A 15,639-nucleotide genomic window follows, 5' to 3' on the forward strand; every position below is an offset into this window, starting at 1 on the left:
GGACCCCTCGTTCGCGCGAACGTGCGCCGGTGGGCTCTCGCATATTCGGTTGGTTTGTAGGTTGATTGTTCTGTCGGGTAGGGCTACTAAAGCTACTCTCAGGAAGATTATTTCACGTGAAAACTGGTGAATCTTCCATTAGAGCATACGTGCTTTTTGATTGTGACTCTCTCAATTTTAGCTATGCTGTAGCGGTAGTTTGAGAGAGTAGTCGCCAAAAGTTACAGGCGATCCATTACGTCAAACTGGTCTGAGTGATCGCCCGCACCGATCGGGATGAGATACCTGAGAATCGTTCCTCTGGGTTTGTTGTCCCTTCGTTCTAATGTCCCACCGAGTGCAGTGACTGTCCAGTGAATCAACCACAATCCGATGCCAGTACTGTGTGCGAGCGCAGTTTCTTTGCCAGCCGTGATGACCTCCCATTGGTCCGCTGGAATTCCTGGCCCGTTCTCAGCAATCTCGATCCGGACCTCCGACTCGGACTCGATTTGATCGACCTTCACCATCACGTGGGGGTGATCTTGGTCGTTGTGGACGACCGCATTCTCCAACGCCTCGTCGATTGCTAATTGGAGTAAACTCCCGTTTTGGATCTCTACACCAGAATCGATGTCCATTCCGAGTTCGATTTCCGCAGCCGGATGTTGCTCGCGCCGTGTCTCAATAAACCCCTCAATCGCACCAACGGATAGGGAATGCTGGCTGTGGCGACGGCGGAAGAGTTCACGAATTGTCCGAGTCTCGCTACTGACTTGCTCCAGTTTGTGTGTATGGTCACGGATCGTTTGCACCGCCGCGCGATGCTCTGTCTCGTCTAATTCTCCTTCGAGAAGATTTGCGTACCCATCAATCGCTGTCACCGAATTCCGAACGTTGTGCCGCAAGACTCGATCCATCACCGACAACACTTCTTCGATGAATTGGATATCCGTGATGTCCTCTTCTATCGCTACGAAATGTGTGATTTCGTCGCGCTCGTTCGTTATCGGAACGATCTTTTGTTTGATCCGATACCGCTCGCCGGATTTACGGCGGTTGACGAGTTCCGCTTCCCATACGTCGCCAGCGGAGATCGTCTCCCACAACTCCCTGTAGAACTCCTCGTCTTGCTGCTCGGATTTCAAGAGACGCGGATTTTCCCCAATCGCTTCTTCAGCGGTATAGCCTGTTGTCCGCTCGAAGGCGGGGTTCACGTATTCGATCGACCCATCAGCATCCGTAATGAACACGACCTGTTCGATTGCGTCAGCTTGTAATTCAAACAGCGTCCGCTCCTGCTCGTAGAGTTTTTCATCCGAGATATCCTGTTGGAATCCGAGGAAGTGCGTGACTGTCCCGGTATCGTCCCTCACCGGTTGAATCGAAAGTCGGTTCCAGAACATCGATCCATCTTTGCGGTAGTTCAGAAGCTCGGTGACAATCGGTTCTTCTGCATCAATCGCCTTACGAATCTCGGCGACGGTGTCTTCACTCGTTTCCTCACCTTGGAGAAACCGACAGTTCCGACCGAGAATCTCGCTCCGTGAATAACCGGTTAACTCGACAAAGCCATCGTTGACATAGATGAGCGGTTCGTCATCCCGCGTTGCATCCGCCACAGAGATGCCGATCGGAGAGGCATCCATTGTCTGCTCGGAAAGACTCGGTGGTAATTGACTGTCAATATCGAAAAACAGCGTCTGGATGCGTTCGGCACCGTCCCACTCAACGAGCGTACTCAACGCGATTACGGTCTTCGATTCGAGAGATGGTGTAGTCAAATCGAACGTCCGCCCGGCTGTAGCAAGTTCGCCCGAGTGGATTCGCTGGAAATGCTCGGCTACGTCATTCTGATGTCGTTCTACGATAAATTCAAATATTGATTCTCCAGCGAACGCGTCCGGTGAGTCAGCTTCGAACAAGGCGAGCCCAGACTCGTTGATATACAGAATGGGTCCGTTGTCGTGGACGACGAACGGGGGATTTTCGTCGCCTAAATTCCGGACACTCATATGCAATGCAATTCTTCAGACGAGACCCATATAGATGTGTGGCCTTCTGGTATGGGTGCCTGTAAGGTGGATTTTGGAGAGTATGACCGGTCCAACCCCCGATTTAGTGTTCAGTGACAGGTGGGGATTGACGACCAGTCAATTCCGCAGTATCAAGTCGGTGCCAAGCGACGGTGAGTTCAGACGGGGGGTCATCGAAGACAGTCAGCGAGGCCACCGAGGCATATGTAGCGAAGACATTCGGTGTGTAAAGTGCCTATACTGAGCATCCGCGAGCGAACGCAGTGAGTGAGCGGTTCCCCGACTGAGCCGTGGGCGACGGCTCAGTCGGCATTTTTTGGTCCAGATTTTTTGACCGGGGTCGAGCGCCGCGAAGCGGCGCGAGGCCCCGGTGTAAAAAAGGTGGGTTAGTAGTGCCAGGGGAACTGGGAGAAGTCCGGATCCCGGCCTTCCAGGAAGGCGTCTCTGCCCTCGCGGGCCTCGTCGGTCATATACGCGAGCCGGGTCGCCTCGCCGGCGAAGACCTGCTGGCCGACCAGGCCGTCGTCGGCGAGGTTGAAGGCGTACTTGAGCATTCGTATCGCAGTCGGGGATTTATCGGTCATCTCGGCAGCCCACTCCAGGGCGACGGTTTCGAGGTCCTCGTGGGGGATCGCTTCGTTCGCCATCCCCATCTCGACGGCCTCCGCGGCGGAGTAGGTCTTCCCGCGGAAGAACACCTCGCGGGCCTTCTTCTGGCCGATCTGCTTCGCGAGGTAGGCCGACCCGAAGCCGCCGTCGAAGGAGGCGACGTCGGGGTCCGTCTGGAGGAACTTCGCGTGCTCCTCGCTCGCGAGCGTGAGGTCGCAGACGACGTGGAGCGAGTGGCCGCCGCCCACCGCCCAGCCGGGCACGACCGCGACGACGGGCTTCGGCATAAACCGGATGAGCCGCTGGACTTCGAGGATGTGGAGCCGCCCCGCCTTCGCTTCTCTCACCAGCTCGTCGTCGGACTCGTCGGCCGCGTCGTCGCCGCGGTACTCGTAGCCGGACTCGCCGCGCACCGACTGATCGCCGCCGGCGCAGAACGCCCAGCCGCCGTCCTTCGGCGAGGGGCCGTTGCCCGTGAGGAGCACGCAGCCGACGTCGGCTTTCTTCCGGGCGTCGTCGAGCGCGGCGTAGAGTTCGTCGACGGTGCCCGGCCGGAAGGCGTTGCGCTTCTCCGGGCGGTCGAACGCGATCCGGACCGCGGGCACGTCGACGGCGCGGTGGTAGGTGATGTCGTCGAAGGCGTCGGACCCATCGACGGGCTCCCAGCGCTCGGCGTCGAAGATCTCTGAGACCATACCGGGAGGCCGGTCGGAGTCCGCAAAAAGATTCGTTTGCGCGCCGGCCGGGAGCTACGCTGTCTCGTCGAGCACTCGCTCGACGGTCCCCTCGCGGAGGTCCTCGCGGACGCGGTGGCTCGACTCGGCGTCGGTCCGGACCTCGATGACGTGCGAGCCCTCGCGGTCGGTCGCGTCGGCGTACCGCTCGCGGAAGGCCTCGCGGTCGCCCCCCTCGACGCGCGCGAACGAGAGGTCGTAGAGATCCTCCGTCGGCGCGAAGTCGAGGCCGTGGGGCGTCACGAACTGCGAGGTGAAGGGCGGGTCGAACCGCTCGATCGGGAGCATATGGAAGATCCCGCCGCCGTCGTTGTTGATGAGGACGATCGTGGCGTCGACGTCACAGCGGCCGAGGGCCAAGAGCCCGTTCATGTCGTGGTAGTACGCCAGATCGCCGGTCACGAGCGTCAGGTCGTCGGTCGTCGCCGAGCCCGCGCCGAGCGCCGTCGAGACGATGCCGTCGATACCGGAGGCGCCGCGGTTGCCCAGCGCGGTCAGGGACGTCGTCGTCGGCGCCCCGAAGCGGTCCAGGTCGCGGACGGGCATCGAGTTCGAGACGAAGAGCGTCGACGGATCGGGCGCGAGATCGACGACGTCGCGGAGGAGCCGACCCTCGCAGAACTCCCCCTCCTCGTCGAGGACCGCCTCGTGGGCCGCGTCGGCGGCAATCCATCGCTCGCGCCAGTCGCGGCTTCCCGTGCCAGAAAGGAGTCGCGAGAGCCGGCCGAGGAGACGCGAGGGGTCCGCGACGACGAGGTCCGTGGCGGCGAACTCAGCCTCGCGCCAGCCGGCGGCGGGGTCGACGACGTACTGGGTCGCGCGGGTGTTGGAGAGGTACTTCCGCAGCGGCTTCGACGTCGGCGAGGCCCCCACCCGCACGACGACGTCGGGGTCGGGCCACGCGTCGCGGACGCGCTCGCCGAGGTAGGCGTCGTAGCCGCCGATCACGGGCGTCGTCCGCGTCAGCCCGCCGTATCGGACGCCCGAGAGCGGGTCCGCGAGCACGGGGAAGCCGCTGGCGTGGGCGAACGCCGCGACGGCCTCGGGGTCGACGCCCGGCGCGTCGGTCGGCCCGACGACGAGCAGCCCGCGGGGCTCGGCGAGCTCGGACGCCAATTTCCTGAGCGCGTCGTCGTCGAGTTCGGGCCGGCCGGACTCGACGTTCACGAACGGGCCGTCGCGTCCCTCCGTCGCCGGTCCGGGGAGGTCGGCGGGAACGTCGCCCTCGACGGGCGTCGGCTCCAGCGGCTTCCGGAACGGGAAATTCAGGTGGACCGGGCCGGCGGGCGTCCCCCGCGCCTTCGCGAGGGCGCGCGCGGCGGTCGTCCGCAGCGAGCGGAGCTTTCGATCGTCGGGCTCCGGCTCGGCGACGTCGCGGTACCACCGGACGGCGTCGCCGTAGAGCTTCTCCTGGTCGATCGTCTGGTTCGCGCCCGAGTCGCGGAGCTCCGGCGGCCGGTCCGCGGTGAGGAGCAGCAAGGGCACCCGCGACTGCGACGCCTCGATCACGGCCGGGTGGAAGTTCGCCGCCGCCGTCCCCGAGGTGCAGACAAGCGGCGTGACATTCCCGGTTCGCCGGGCGCGGCCGAGCGCGAAGTACGCCGACGCACGCTCGTCCAGTTGGGAGAAGACGTGGACGTCGTCGTGGCGGTCGAAGGCGACCGTCAGCGGCGTCGACCGGCTCCCGGGCGAGATGCAGACGGCGTCGACGCCCGCCTCCGCGAGTTCGTCGACGAACGCCCGGGCCCAGAGGGTGTTGCGGTTCGGATCCGTTCCGCGCCGCGTCATCCCCCGTCTGCCTCCAGTTCGTCGAGGATCGGTCGGTACTTCAGCTGCACTTCGTCCCACTCGCGGTCGGGGTCGGAGTCGGCGACGATGCCGACGCCCGCGAACAGCGTCGCAGTGTCCTCGCGGGCGACCGCCGAGCGGAGCGCGACCGCGAACGTCCCGTAGCCCGCGGCGTCGATCCAGCCGACCGGCGCCGCGTACCAGCCGCGGTCGAACGGCTCGGTCTCGCGGATCGTCTCCAGGGCCGCCTCGGGGGGGAGGCCGCCGACCGCGGGCGTCGGGTGCAGCGCCTCCGCCAGCGAGAGGACGTGCTCGTCGCTGGCGAGCGTGGCCGTGATCGGCGTCCAGAGGTGCTGGACGGTCGCGAGCCGCTTGATCCGGCGCGGGCCCGCCGAGACCGACGCCGCGAAGGGCGCGAGCTGGTCTTCGACGGTCTCGGCGACGAGCTCGTGCTCGTGGACGTTCTTCTCGTCGCGCGCGAGCTCCTGGGCCAGCCACTCGTCCTCGGCGGGGGTCTCGCCCCGGCCGGTCGTCCCGGCGAGGGCGTCGGTCTCGACGGTCCGGCCCCGGACGGAGACGAGCCGCTCGGGCGTCGCGCCGAAGAACGACGTCTGCGGGCGGTCGGCGCTGGGTTCGGGCTCGACGAGGAAGCGGTAACAGTCCGGGTACGCCTCGCCGAGCCGCGAGAGCACGTCCGGCAGGGAGAGGTCGTCGCCGAGGTCGACTTCGAGCGCCTGGGCGAGCACCACCTTCCGGAGGTCGCCCGATCGGATCCGCTCGACCGCGGTCTCGACGCCCGCTCGCCAGTCCTCGCGGGCGGTCGTCCGCCGCCGGTCGGTGACGCCGGGCGGTCCCGTCTCCGAGTCGTCCGAAAGCGACGCCAGTCGGTCGCGTTCAGCGTCGAGCCGCGCTTCGACGTCCGCGGCGTCGACGTCGGTGCCGACGGCGTTGACCGTCAGCCACGCGCCGCGGTCAGAGTCGGCCGCTGCGTCGGCCGCGTCGGGCGTCCCGCCGGTCCAGGTCACCTGCACGCGCGGGAAGACAAAGCGCGCGCCGGGGAAGTCTTCCCAGGGCGGCCCGTCGGCGCTGTCGGCGTGGAAGGCGAAGCCGCCGAACAGCCGCGGGCGGGCGGCCTCGGTCCCCGCGTGGACGTCGCCGGAGGCGAAGAGCGCCTCCGCGGCCTCCCGGATCGCGTCGAAGCGGTCGGCGCCGTCGGCGGTCAGCGTCGCCGCCGCGCCGCTCCCGACGACGGCCGCCTCGCCGGGCGCGCTCCAGACGGTCCGGGGCGCGTCGGCGGCGCGGAGCACGGCGCGAAACGAGGGCATCGGGATGGGGACCGACCGGCTGACGAGGTGGTAGTCCGCCGCGTCGGTCCGCAACGATTCCATTGTCGGCGTTCGGGACGCCACGCTCTTTTATTTGACTATGGGCGCGCGTTCCCGATTTCGTCCAACCGATCGCACGACGGCGTCGGCGCTCCGACGGCGGGGATGCCCCCGCACCCGCGCGGTCACCCGTAGCGCTCTTCGTTCCAGGGGTTCGCCGTCTGGGAGTAGCCGCGCTGTTCCCAGTAGCCGGGCTCCGGTTCGGTCAGGAACTCGACGCCGTCGACCCATTTGGCGCCCTTGTAGGCGTACTTGTGCGGCGTCACGACGCGGAGCGGGCCGCCGTGCGGTTCGGGCAGGTCCTCGCCGTCGTACCCGTACGCGAAGAGGACCTCCTCGCGCAGACAGTCCGAGAGCGGGAGGTCCGTCGTGTAGCCGTCGAGCGCGTGGAACATCACGTGGACCGCGTCCGAGCGGACGCCCGCGAGGTCGGCGATCTCGGTGAACGGGACGCCGGTGAACTCGAAGCCCAGGCCGCTCCAGCCGGTGACGCAGTGGAAGTCCTGCCGCTGCGTCGTCGCCGGGAGGTCCCGGAACTCCTCGTACGAGAGGGACAGTTCCTCCTCGACGGCGCCCCAGACGTCGAAGGACCACGTCTCGCGGTCCCACGACGGCGTGCCGCCCTTCGAGAGCACCGGGAACTCCGAGGACTCGCGCTGGCCGGGCGGGAGCCGCTCCTCGCCGAACTCCCGGTAGAGATCGGTGACGTCTTCGACCATACCCGCGGTAGGCGACGGCGCGGTATACGCTGTTCGACTGCGCGTCACCAACGGTCCGGGTCGCTTTCGGTCTGCCCAGTCGGCCCCGATCACCGACAATGTCGACCTAATTCGCCGTCGCTACCGGCAGCGTGAACTATCATCCGGGAAGGAACAAGAGATCTACGCGATTGCAGAAATTTAGTTTCTCGAACGCTGAAAGTTCGCCGCAGGGTTTAAATAACCCGGATCCAAACCCCCTCACGTTCAGATGCCCAAGGTGAACATCAACGTCCCCGAACACCTAGAGATGCAGATCGCACAACTCGTCGACCAAGGCGAGTTCGTCAATCGGGAGGAAGCCATCGAGGAGCTCCTCTCGACGGGGATTCGGGCGTTCAAGACGAGCGGCCCGATGGACGAGGAAGACCGGTTCGAAGACGACGGGATGATGGGCCACGAAGACGAGTACGTCTTCTGACCGCTCGACGCACGCTGTTTTCCTGCCCTCCCGGTCCGGCTCCGCCGCGGAGTCGATCGGCATCCATATATATACCCGTGTCAGAAGCCACCAATAATCCTTAACACGGCCTCTCGCGTATCCACGTCTATGCACAAAGACGAGCTCTTGGAACTACACGAACAGATGGTCATCATCAAGGACAACTTCGCCGGTCGCGAGGACGTCGACGAGGAGATCTTCGCCGAGTACGAGGAACTCGAGGTCGACCCCTCGCACGTCCACAAGTCCAAGAGCGAGCACAAACACGCCGTCTTCGTGTTGGGTAACGCCCTGGCGACGGCGATGAGCGACGACGAGTTCTCGAACGCGGGCCGTGTCGGCAAGCGAATGAAGGAACTCGCCAAGGACGCCGAGAGCAAGATCTGACTCGGTCCCGCGATCGGACGGCCCCCCGGATAAGCGAAGCGGGTCGGTGGCGGAGACACGGAAACCGCCGGGCCGTCTGTGGCGGGAACGGCCGTCGACTGGCCGAGGGTCGGATCGGTGACACGACCGTCGGGCGGCGGTTACAACAGTTCTTATGACTCCGCGCCAACGTCGTACGTACGATGGACGTCCCACCCGTCGATCTCCTCTTTCGCGTCGCAGTGGTGGTCGCGATCGCGCTCTCCCTCTTCGGCCTCCTCCGACTGGAACGCGGCAGCGACCTGGGCGCGCCGCTCCGCAGGCGGTTCGTCCTCGGCCTCCCGTGGGGCACGCTCGTCTCGGCGACGGCGGTCCTCGGGGTGTACCTCTTCGCACAGAGCGGCTTTCAGTACTGGTACTCGCCGGTCACGATCCCGTTCCGCGCGTGGTCGTACTTCTACCCGCTGGGGCTCCTGACCGCGGCCTTCTCTCACAACGGCCCGGCGCACCTGATCGGCAACCTCGTCGGGACGCTGACGCTCGCACCGCTGGCTGAGTACGCGTGGGGGCACTTCCCGCGGGAACGCGGCTCGCAGTCGTTTTCGTCCCTCCGGACGAACCCCTTCGTCCGCGCCTTCCTCGTCTTTCCGCTCGCGGTGCTCGTCGTCGGCCTCCTGACCTCGGTGTTCGCGATCGGTCCGATCATCGGCTTCTCGGGCGTCGTCTTCGCGTTCGCGGGCGCCGCGCTCGTCGCCTATCCGATCGGGACCGTGGTGGCGCTGGCGGCCGGCGGGGCGCTCCGACTGCTGTACAACGCACTCCGGACGCCCGTGCTGACGGCGAGCGGCCGGCCGGCGTACATCTCGCCCTGGTGGGCCGACATCGCCATCCAGGGCCACGCGCTCGGACTGCTCCTCGGCGTGTTGGTCGGCCTCGCGGTGATCAGGACGCGCCCGGCAAGCGAGCGTCCGAGCGCCCGGCGGCTCTGGCTCGGGACCGTGCTCTTCGCGATCGAGCAGTCGATGTGGGCCGTCTACTGGTACCGCGGCGGCGAGACGTACGTCCTCTACCGCGCGGTCGGCGTCGCGCTCGTCGCCCTGCTCGCGCTCGTCGTCGCCTCGGCCGTCGTCGCCCGCGACGACCCGCTCTTCGCGTGGGATCTCGGCGTCGACAGCGGGACGGTCGAGCGCTGGCACGTCGCCCTCGGCGTGCTCCTGCTCGTGACGGCCGCGCTGGCGGGGCCCTCGGTGCCGGCGAACCTCTTCACCGCCGGCGACGGCGACCTGCCGGGCGAGGAGATCTCGGTCCGGGACTACGAGGTGACCTACGCCGAAGACGTCCGGAACGGCCTCGTGTCGGCCGTCGACGTCGAGGCGTTCGGCGAGACCACCGCGGTCAACACCTCCGGGGTGATCGTCCGCAGCCAGGAGCGCGGCATTTGGACGACCGCCGTGTCGAAGGGGCGGTTGGCGTTCACCGGCCAGGCCGCGGTCCGCCTCGGCGGCGTCGGCTGGCGCGAGACGGTGTACGCCCAGCGCGACGGCTGGAACGTCCTCGGCAACGGCACCGCCTACCGGGTCGCGCTTGGCGACCGGAAGTCGGGGCGCATCGTCTACACCTCCGACCCCGTCCGGGCGAGTCCCACGCTCGCGGGCCGGAACGTCACGGTCGTCCCCGAAACCGACGGGTACTACATCCGGGTCGACCGCGGGAACCACACGCTGAGCGCCGGGATGCCGGCCGAGAACGAGTCGGTGACGGTCAACGGGCTGACGTTCCGCCGGAACCGCTCGAACGTCTACGTCTCCTACGGGGAGACGCGCCTGCGGCTGTTCTCGAAGGAGACCTACGAGTAATCATTATCAGCCCTCGTCGGCCCACTCGATCCGGTAGACCTCGGTCTCGATCGCCTTCGATTCCGAGTCGTGGAAGTCGAACTGCCGGTCGACGTCGAGGGTCGCCCGGAACGCGTGGGTCACCGTCCCGCCCCGGTCGGCGGCGAAGGCCTCGACGAACGACTCCGAGCCGGCGTTGTGGACCGAGTACGACACCTCGGCTAAGTCCGCCGCGGTCTCCAGGAACGCCCGGTCCGCGTGCTCGTTGCCGTTCTGCGCGCCGAACGGCGGATTCATCAGCACCGTCGTGGGGCCGTCGGGGCAGAGCGGCGCGCGGGTCGCGTCTGCGTGGACCCAGTCGATTGGCGTCGTCGTCCCGACCCGGCGGCGGTTCGCGACGGCGGTCTTCAGGGCCGCGCGGTCGACGTCGACGCCGACGACCCGCGAGGGCCCGCGGAGGGCGGCCCCGAGCGCCAGCATCCCGGTCCCGGTGCCGAGGTCGATCACCGGCCGGTCCTCGACGTCGCCGTTCAGGTCCGCGATGTGGACCACGTGGGCGGCGAGCTCCGGCGGCGTCGGGTACTGCTCCAAGTCCGCGCGGGGGTCCTCGAAGCCGGCGACGACGGCCAGTTGGGTCTCCAGGGCGGACTTCGTCGCCATCAGGGCCACCCCCCTCGCGGCGCGGTCTCGCGGCAGCGGTCCGACGGCTCGGCGGTCGATCGCATCACCGTGAGATTCCTTCCGATAATACAAAAAGCCTTCTCGAAAACAGGCGGTAATCCGCGCCGCCGGCGCTCGTCAGTACGCGTATCGGAGCACCACCGATCCGTCGTCGTCGCGGACGACGACCTCGTCGCCGCCGTTGTTCCAGATCGCGCCGTCGGCGCCCCAGTAGAGCGTCGTCTCCGTGTCGGTGCCGCTTCCGGTCCGCAGCGTCAGTTCCGCGCCGGGGTCGAGGACCGTGCCCTCGGGAACGGTGTAGGTGCGTCCCGTGGCGTCGGCGACGGCCCAGCCCGAGAGATCCAGCGCGGCCTCGCCCGCGTTGCGGAACGTGACGTACTCGTCGTTGCGGTTCTCGTGGTCGTTGCCCGCGGCGTCGGCGTGGACCTCGACGACCCGGAGCGGACCGCTCCCGCCGTCGGACAGCGGGGTTGCGGTGGCGGTCGTCGATCCCGATGCGGCCGCCGTCGCCGTGAGCGCGTCGGGATCCGCGCAGGCCCACAGGCCGCGGCGCGCCGCCCGCGCCTCGGCTTCGATCGCCTCGTAGCGTTCACGTTCGGTAAAGGTGCTGTCGTACACGCGGGCGTGACCCTCGCGGAGGAGCGCGCGGTTGAACGACTCGCCGTCGACGACGACGTACGCCAAGAGCCGCACGTAGTACCCCCGGCGGTCGGCGCGCTCGTCGAAGCGCAGCGTGACGGTCTCGCCCGCCAGCCGGTCTCTCGCGTACGCGGAGGCGCGTTCGCCCGCCCGGGCGAGGCACTCGCGGCCGGCGGCCGTCTCCGGGACGCCCTCGAACTCCCCGGGCGTGTTCTCGCCGTGGGTCTCGGGCGTGTCGACGCCCAACAGCCGGACGGTGTCGCGGGTCCCGTTCGGGTACGCTACGTCGACGGTGTCGCCGTCGACGACCTCTACGACGGTGACGCGGACGGCGTCGCCCGACACCGACGAGGCGCCGGCGTCGGTGGCCGTGGAGTCGGGCGCGGGCGCGGCTCCGAGGCAGCCGGCGGCGAGCACAACTGCGAGAACGAGCGCCGTCGCGGAACGCATCGGTTCCCGCTGGGCGACGGAACCGTATACTACTTTGGGCCCGAAACGGAATAGTATAAAAATTACGTCACAAAGGTTTAAATTGACCCTTCACCACAAACCTTATAATGGAACGTTCGCGTCGCCAGCGCCAGCGTGAGCAGGAATCCGAGCAGACGAGCGACGAGCAGCTCGTCTGCCCGGAGTGCGAGTCGTCGAACATCGTCACCGACGCCGACCAGGGGGAGTTGGTGTGTGACGACTGCGGGCTGGTCTTGGACGAGCAGCAGATCGACCGCGGGCCCGAGTGGCGGGCGTTCAACCACTCCGAGCGGCAGTCGAAGTCCCGCGTCGGCGCGCCGATCACCGAGACGATGCACGACCGCGGCCTGACGACGACGATCGACTGGAAGGACAAGGACGCCTACGGCCGGTCCCTGTCTTCCGAAAAGCGCTCGCAGATGCACCGCCTGCGGAAGTGGCAGGAGCGCATTCGGACGAAGGACGCGGGCGAGCGAAACCTCCAGTTCGCGCTCTCCGAGATCGACCGGATGGCCTCCGCCCTGGGCGTCCCCCGCTCGGTACGGGAGGTCGCCTCGGTGATCTACCGGCGCGCGCTCAACGAGGACCTGATCCGCGGCCGCTCGATCGAGGGCGTCGCCACCTCTGCCCTGTATGCGGCCTGTCGCCAGGAGGGCATCCCCCGCTCGCTCGACGAGGTCGCGGAGGTCTCTCGGGTGCCCCAAAAGGAGATCGGCCGGACGTACCGCTACATCTCCCAGGAGCTCGGCCTCGAACTGAAGCCGGTCGACCCCAAGCAGTTCGTTCCCCGCTTCGCGTCGGCGCTCGGCCTGAGCGAGGAGGTCCAGTCGAAGGCGACGGAGATCATCGACGTCTCCGCCGACCAGGGCCTGCTGTCGGGGAAGTCGCCGACGGGCTTCGCCGCCGCGGCCATCTACGCGGCCTCGCTTCTGTGCAACGAGAAGAAGACCCAGCGCGAAGTGGCGGACGTCGCCCAGGTCACCGAGGTCACGATTCGAAATCGCTACCAAGAACAGATCGAAGCGATGGGCTTCCGCTGAGGCCTACGCCGGGTCCGATTCGGCCGTCTTCTCGAACGTCTCGACGCCCGTGATCTCGAAGCGGGCGCCGCCCGCGCCGCTCTCTGTGATCGTGACGTCCCAGCCGTGGGCCTCGGCGACCTGTCGGACGATGTTCAGGCCGAGGCCGGTGCCCTCCTCGGCGGTCGAGTAGCCCGTCTCGAAGACGTGCTCGCGCTCGTCGGGCGGGATCCCGGGACCGTCGTCTTCGACGTAGAAGCCCCCGGGGAGGTCGCCGACCGTCAGCGTGACGTCGCTGCCGCCGTGTTCGATGGCGTTTCGGATCAGGTTCTCCAGCAGCTGCTGGAGCCGGGGGCGGTCCGCCCGTATCCGCTCGTCGGTCCGGATGTCGAGCGTCGCCTCGGCCGTCGAGACGGTCCGCCAGCAGTCGCCCGCCAGGCCGGCGAGGTCGACCGCGTCGGCGTCCGTCGCCTGTCCGCCCTCGCGGGCCAGGACCAGCAGGTCCTCGATCAGCTCTTCCATCCGATCCAGCGCGTCGACCGCGACGTCGAGGTGGTCGCTGTCGACCTCCTCGCGGAGGAGGTCCAAGCGCCCGGTGGCGACGTTGAGCGGGTTTCGGAGGTCGTGGCTGACGACCGTGGCGAACTGTTCGAGGCGGTCGATCTGTCGCTGGAGCTCCGCCTCGTACTCGTGGCGCTCCGTGACGTCGCGGCTGAACGCGACGATGCGGTGCTCCTCGTCGAGTTCGATCTTGGTGAGCCACACCTCCGTGGGGAACGTCGACCCGTCGGCCCGGCGGTGCCGCGCAGTCGCCTCCACGCGCTCGCCGGCCGCGACGCGCTCCAGGAACGCCAGCCCGTCGGTCTCGGGGAGGTCCTGGGCCGAGACGACGCAGTCGATCGCCCCGTCGCCGGCGAGTCGGTCGAGCGCGTCCCCGGAGCGGGGCTCGGTGACGACCGCGAATCGGTCGTCGGCCGCCGCGAGCGATGCCGCAGTCGACCCGCGGCCGTCGCCCCCGACGAACAACACCCGGACCTCGCGGTCCATACTCACCCTCCGCCCGGTCGGGGCAAAATAGGTTCGGTCGTTCCTGCGCCGCGAAGCCGGCGGTCCCGAACCGCCGCACGCCGCGTGAAGACGACGACCTCGCGGTTCCAGAGGCCGAGCCGATAGACGGTCGCCTCGTACCCGTCGCCGAGGCGGTCCGCGAGCGCCGCCCGCGCCGCCGGATCGGCGACAACGATGGGCGGCGCGCTCCCGTTGCCGTACCGCTCGGCGAACGCGGAGACGCTCGGCGCGCTCGTCGCGTCCGCGCCCGCGACCGCGACGTACCACGGCAGGGGCAGCCGCGCGCCCCAGGCGTCGCCGACCGGCGGGCGCAGCGTCGCGTCGTCGAGCAGGTGGAACGACTCGCCGACGTAGACGACCTCGGCCGTCGACCGATTTCCGTCGGCGGCGGCCCGCGCGGCGGCCTCGATCGGTTCGAGGTCGTCGCTGGGCTGGGCGAACTGCGCGAGGCTGTTCGAGCGGTCCGCGGGGCCGTACACGCCGCCGGCGGTGACGGCGCCGACCTGCGCGCCGACCGCGAGGAACGCGAGCGCGACGGCGACCGCGGTGCCGACGTCGACGGCCGCGGCGCCGCCGAGCGATCGGGGGACGGCGGCGATCCCGCGCCGGGCGAGCGCGACGAAGCCGACGCTCGCGGGGAGCGACAGCGGGACGACGACGTGGACGAGCGTCCACGGCGCCGACACCTCCGCGAGCGTCGGGAAGACGACGAGCGCCAAGAGCCCCCAGTAGCCGGCGCCCTCGATCAGCGGGCGGCGTCGCGAGGGCGACGCGTAGCGCGCGAGGAGGGTGACCGCGACGCCGGCGACGAGCACGGGGAGCGCGACCGCGACGAGGAGCGCGACGGCGTCGCGGACGAACGGGAGGAAGGCGTGGGTGCCGTCGGGAGCGCGGTTCACGAGGCGGACGCCGACGAACCGCCAGAGCGCGCCGACGGTGCCCTCGTAGATCGCGTACGGGAGGTCGGCGGGAGCGTAGAGCCCCCGCTCGACGCCGGGGCCGGCTCGGGGCGCGAAGAGGAAGACAGCGGTCCCGACCGAGAGCAGGGCGGCGCGGGCGGCCGGCGTCGCCGTTCCAGCGAATCGACGCCGGACCGCGGCCAGCGTCTCACGGGCGCTCCGTCCGCCGTCGGCGGCGACGCTCCGCTGGTCGACGACGAGGAGCCACGCGCCCAGTCCGCAGAGCAGATAGCCCGCGACGAACCCCGAGGCCGACGCCGCGAGCGGGATCGCGAGGGCGGCGGCGTAGCCGTCCCGGCGGCTCCCGCGGTCCCACGCCCGGATCGTGAACCCGACCGCGACGAGGCCGAAGACCGCGAGGGGGACGTCGCCGCGGAGGAACCGACCGTAGTAGAGCACCAGCGGCTGGAACGCCAGCACGAGCGCGAGCGCGACCGTCTCGGCGTCGTCGAGGCGGTCCCGGAAGAGCAGCGCCGCAAGCGGCAGGCCCGCGCCGGCGACCGCGACCGGAAGGCGCGCGGTGAACTCCGAGGCGCCGAGGAGGGCGAACGACGCTCGGCCGAGGTGGTAGAGCAGCGGCCCGCCGGCGACGGGGCGGTACTGGAACGCGCCCGTTTCGAGGTAGCGGAGCGTCCAGTAGCCGACGCGGGCCTCGTCCCAGTGGAACGGCCGGGCCCCGAGCGCGACGAGTCTGAAACACAGCCCGACGGCCGCGATCGCCAGCACGGCCGCGAGCACGCGGTCCCGACGGAATCCGACGCCGGCGGCGGAGAGGCGAGCGCCCCACGGCGTCGCCGTCCCGTCGCTTCCGGCCGCGTTCCCGGCGTCGGCCTCGGGCGACATAGGCACCCCTCGCTCCCGGGCCGATAG

13 protein-coding genes are annotated in these 15,639 nt (G+C 68.3%); 4 read left to right on the top strand and 9 right to left on the bottom strand.

Features of this window, described 5'->3' with window-relative positions; genetic code table 11:
- Nucleotides 1–221: 221 nt before the first annotated feature.
- The 5 genes from ACQUQ0_RS00660 to ACQUQ0_RS00680 form a co-directional block, all read right to left on the bottom strand.
- Nucleotides 222–1,994: a PAS domain-containing protein gene (locus ACQUQ0_RS00660; protein WP_435182556.1), complete on the bottom strand. Its 1,773-nt coding sequence runs from the start codon at nucleotides 1,992–1,994 to the stop codon at nucleotides 222–224.
- Nucleotides 1,995–2,401: 407 nt separating this feature from the next.
- Complete coding sequence (locus ACQUQ0_RS00665) at nucleotides 2,402–3,319, bottom strand: 1,4-dihydroxy-2-naphthoyl-CoA synthase (RefSeq protein ID WP_435182557.1); 918 nt, start codon at nucleotides 3,317–3,319, stop codon at nucleotides 2,402–2,404.
- A gap of 54 nt (nucleotides 3,320–3,373) precedes the next feature.
- Nucleotides 3,374–5,146 (bottom strand): 2-succinyl-5-enolpyruvyl-6-hydroxy-3-cyclohexene-1-carboxylic-acid synthase, encoded by a 1,773-nt coding sequence (menD, locus tag ACQUQ0_RS00670; protein ID WP_435182558.1) that lies wholly within the window; start codon nucleotides 5,144–5,146, stop codon nucleotides 3,374–3,376.
- Nucleotides 5,143–6,534, bottom strand: a complete 1,392-nt coding sequence (locus tag ACQUQ0_RS00675) for an isochorismate synthase (RefSeq protein ID WP_435182559.1) — start codon at nucleotides 6,532–6,534, stop codon at nucleotides 5,143–5,145. The genes menD and ACQUQ0_RS00675 overlap by 4 nt, the downstream gene beginning before the upstream one ends.
- A gap of 122 nt (nucleotides 6,535–6,656) precedes the next feature.
- Nucleotides 6,657–7,250 carry a molybdopterin-dependent oxidoreductase gene (locus tag ACQUQ0_RS00680; RefSeq protein WP_435182560.1) on the bottom strand — a complete coding sequence of 198 codons (594 nt, stop codon included), beginning with the start codon at nucleotides 7,248–7,250 and terminating at the stop codon, nucleotides 6,657–6,659.
- Between the two features lie 250 nt (nucleotides 7,251–7,500).
- Between ACQUQ0_RS00680 and ACQUQ0_RS00685 the strand changes: the two genes are divergently transcribed.
- The 3 genes from ACQUQ0_RS00685 to ACQUQ0_RS00695 all read left to right on the top strand — a co-directional run bounded on the left by ACQUQ0_RS00685 (nucleotide 7,501) and on the right by ACQUQ0_RS00695 (nucleotide 9,953).
- On the top strand, nucleotides 7,501–7,710 hold the full coding sequence (locus ACQUQ0_RS00685) for a ribbon-helix-helix domain-containing protein (RefSeq protein ID WP_372388759.1): 210 nt from the start codon (nucleotides 7,501–7,503) through the stop codon (nucleotides 7,708–7,710).
- Nucleotides 7,711–7,839: 129 nt separating this feature from the next.
- Nucleotides 7,840–8,118, top strand: a complete 279-nt coding sequence (locus ACQUQ0_RS00690) for a UPF0058 family protein (protein ID WP_372388757.1) — start codon at nucleotides 7,840–7,842, stop codon at nucleotides 8,116–8,118.
- 182 nt (nucleotides 8,119–8,300) lie between these two features.
- Nucleotides 8,301–9,953 (top strand): rhomboid family intramembrane serine protease, encoded by a 1,653-nt coding sequence (locus tag ACQUQ0_RS00695; protein ID WP_435182561.1) that lies wholly within the window; start codon nucleotides 8,301–8,303, stop codon nucleotides 9,951–9,953.
- Nucleotides 9,954–9,959: 6 nt separating this feature from the next.
- Here the strand turns inward: ACQUQ0_RS00695 and ACQUQ0_RS00700 are convergent, their stop codons facing one another.
- Both ACQUQ0_RS00700 and ACQUQ0_RS00705 read right to left on the bottom strand, forming a co-directional pair.
- Nucleotides 9,960–10,592 carry an METTL5 family protein gene (locus ACQUQ0_RS00700; RefSeq protein WP_435182562.1) on the bottom strand — a complete coding sequence of 211 codons (633 nt, stop codon included), beginning with the start codon at nucleotides 10,590–10,592 and terminating at the stop codon, nucleotides 9,960–9,962.
- A 138-nt stretch (nucleotides 10,593–10,730) separates the two neighbouring features.
- Entirely contained in the window at nucleotides 10,731–11,702 is a 972-nt protein-coding gene (locus ACQUQ0_RS00705) for a lamin tail domain-containing protein (protein WP_435182563.1), read from the bottom strand.
- A gap of 107 nt (nucleotides 11,703–11,809) precedes the next feature.
- Between ACQUQ0_RS00705 and ACQUQ0_RS00710 the strand changes: the two genes are divergently transcribed.
- Nucleotides 11,810–12,763 carry a transcription initiation factor IIB gene (locus ACQUQ0_RS00710; RefSeq protein ID WP_372388749.1) on the top strand — a complete coding sequence of 318 codons (954 nt, stop codon included), beginning with the start codon at nucleotides 11,810–11,812 and terminating at the stop codon, nucleotides 12,761–12,763.
- Nucleotides 12,764–12,766: 3 nt separating this feature from the next.
- Here the strand turns inward: ACQUQ0_RS00710 and ACQUQ0_RS00715 are convergent, their stop codons facing one another.
- Nucleotides 12,767–13,789 carry a sensor histidine kinase gene (locus ACQUQ0_RS00715; RefSeq protein WP_435182564.1) on the bottom strand — a complete coding sequence of 341 codons (1,023 nt, stop codon included), beginning with the start codon at nucleotides 13,787–13,789 and terminating at the stop codon, nucleotides 12,767–12,769.
- A 2-nt stretch (nucleotides 13,790–13,791) separates the two neighbouring features.
- Nucleotides 13,792–15,612 carry a flippase activity-associated protein Agl23 gene (locus ACQUQ0_RS00720; protein WP_435182565.1) on the bottom strand — a complete coding sequence of 607 codons (1,821 nt, stop codon included), beginning with the start codon at nucleotides 15,610–15,612 and terminating at the stop codon, nucleotides 13,792–13,794.
- Nucleotides 15,613–15,639: the final 27 nt, after the last annotated feature.

This window comes from Halobellus sp. EA9 (assembly GCF_051195055.1).
GTDB classification, from domain to species: domain Archaea; phylum Halobacteriota; class Halobacteria; order Halobacteriales; family Haloferacaceae; genus Haloquadratum; species Haloquadratum rubicundus.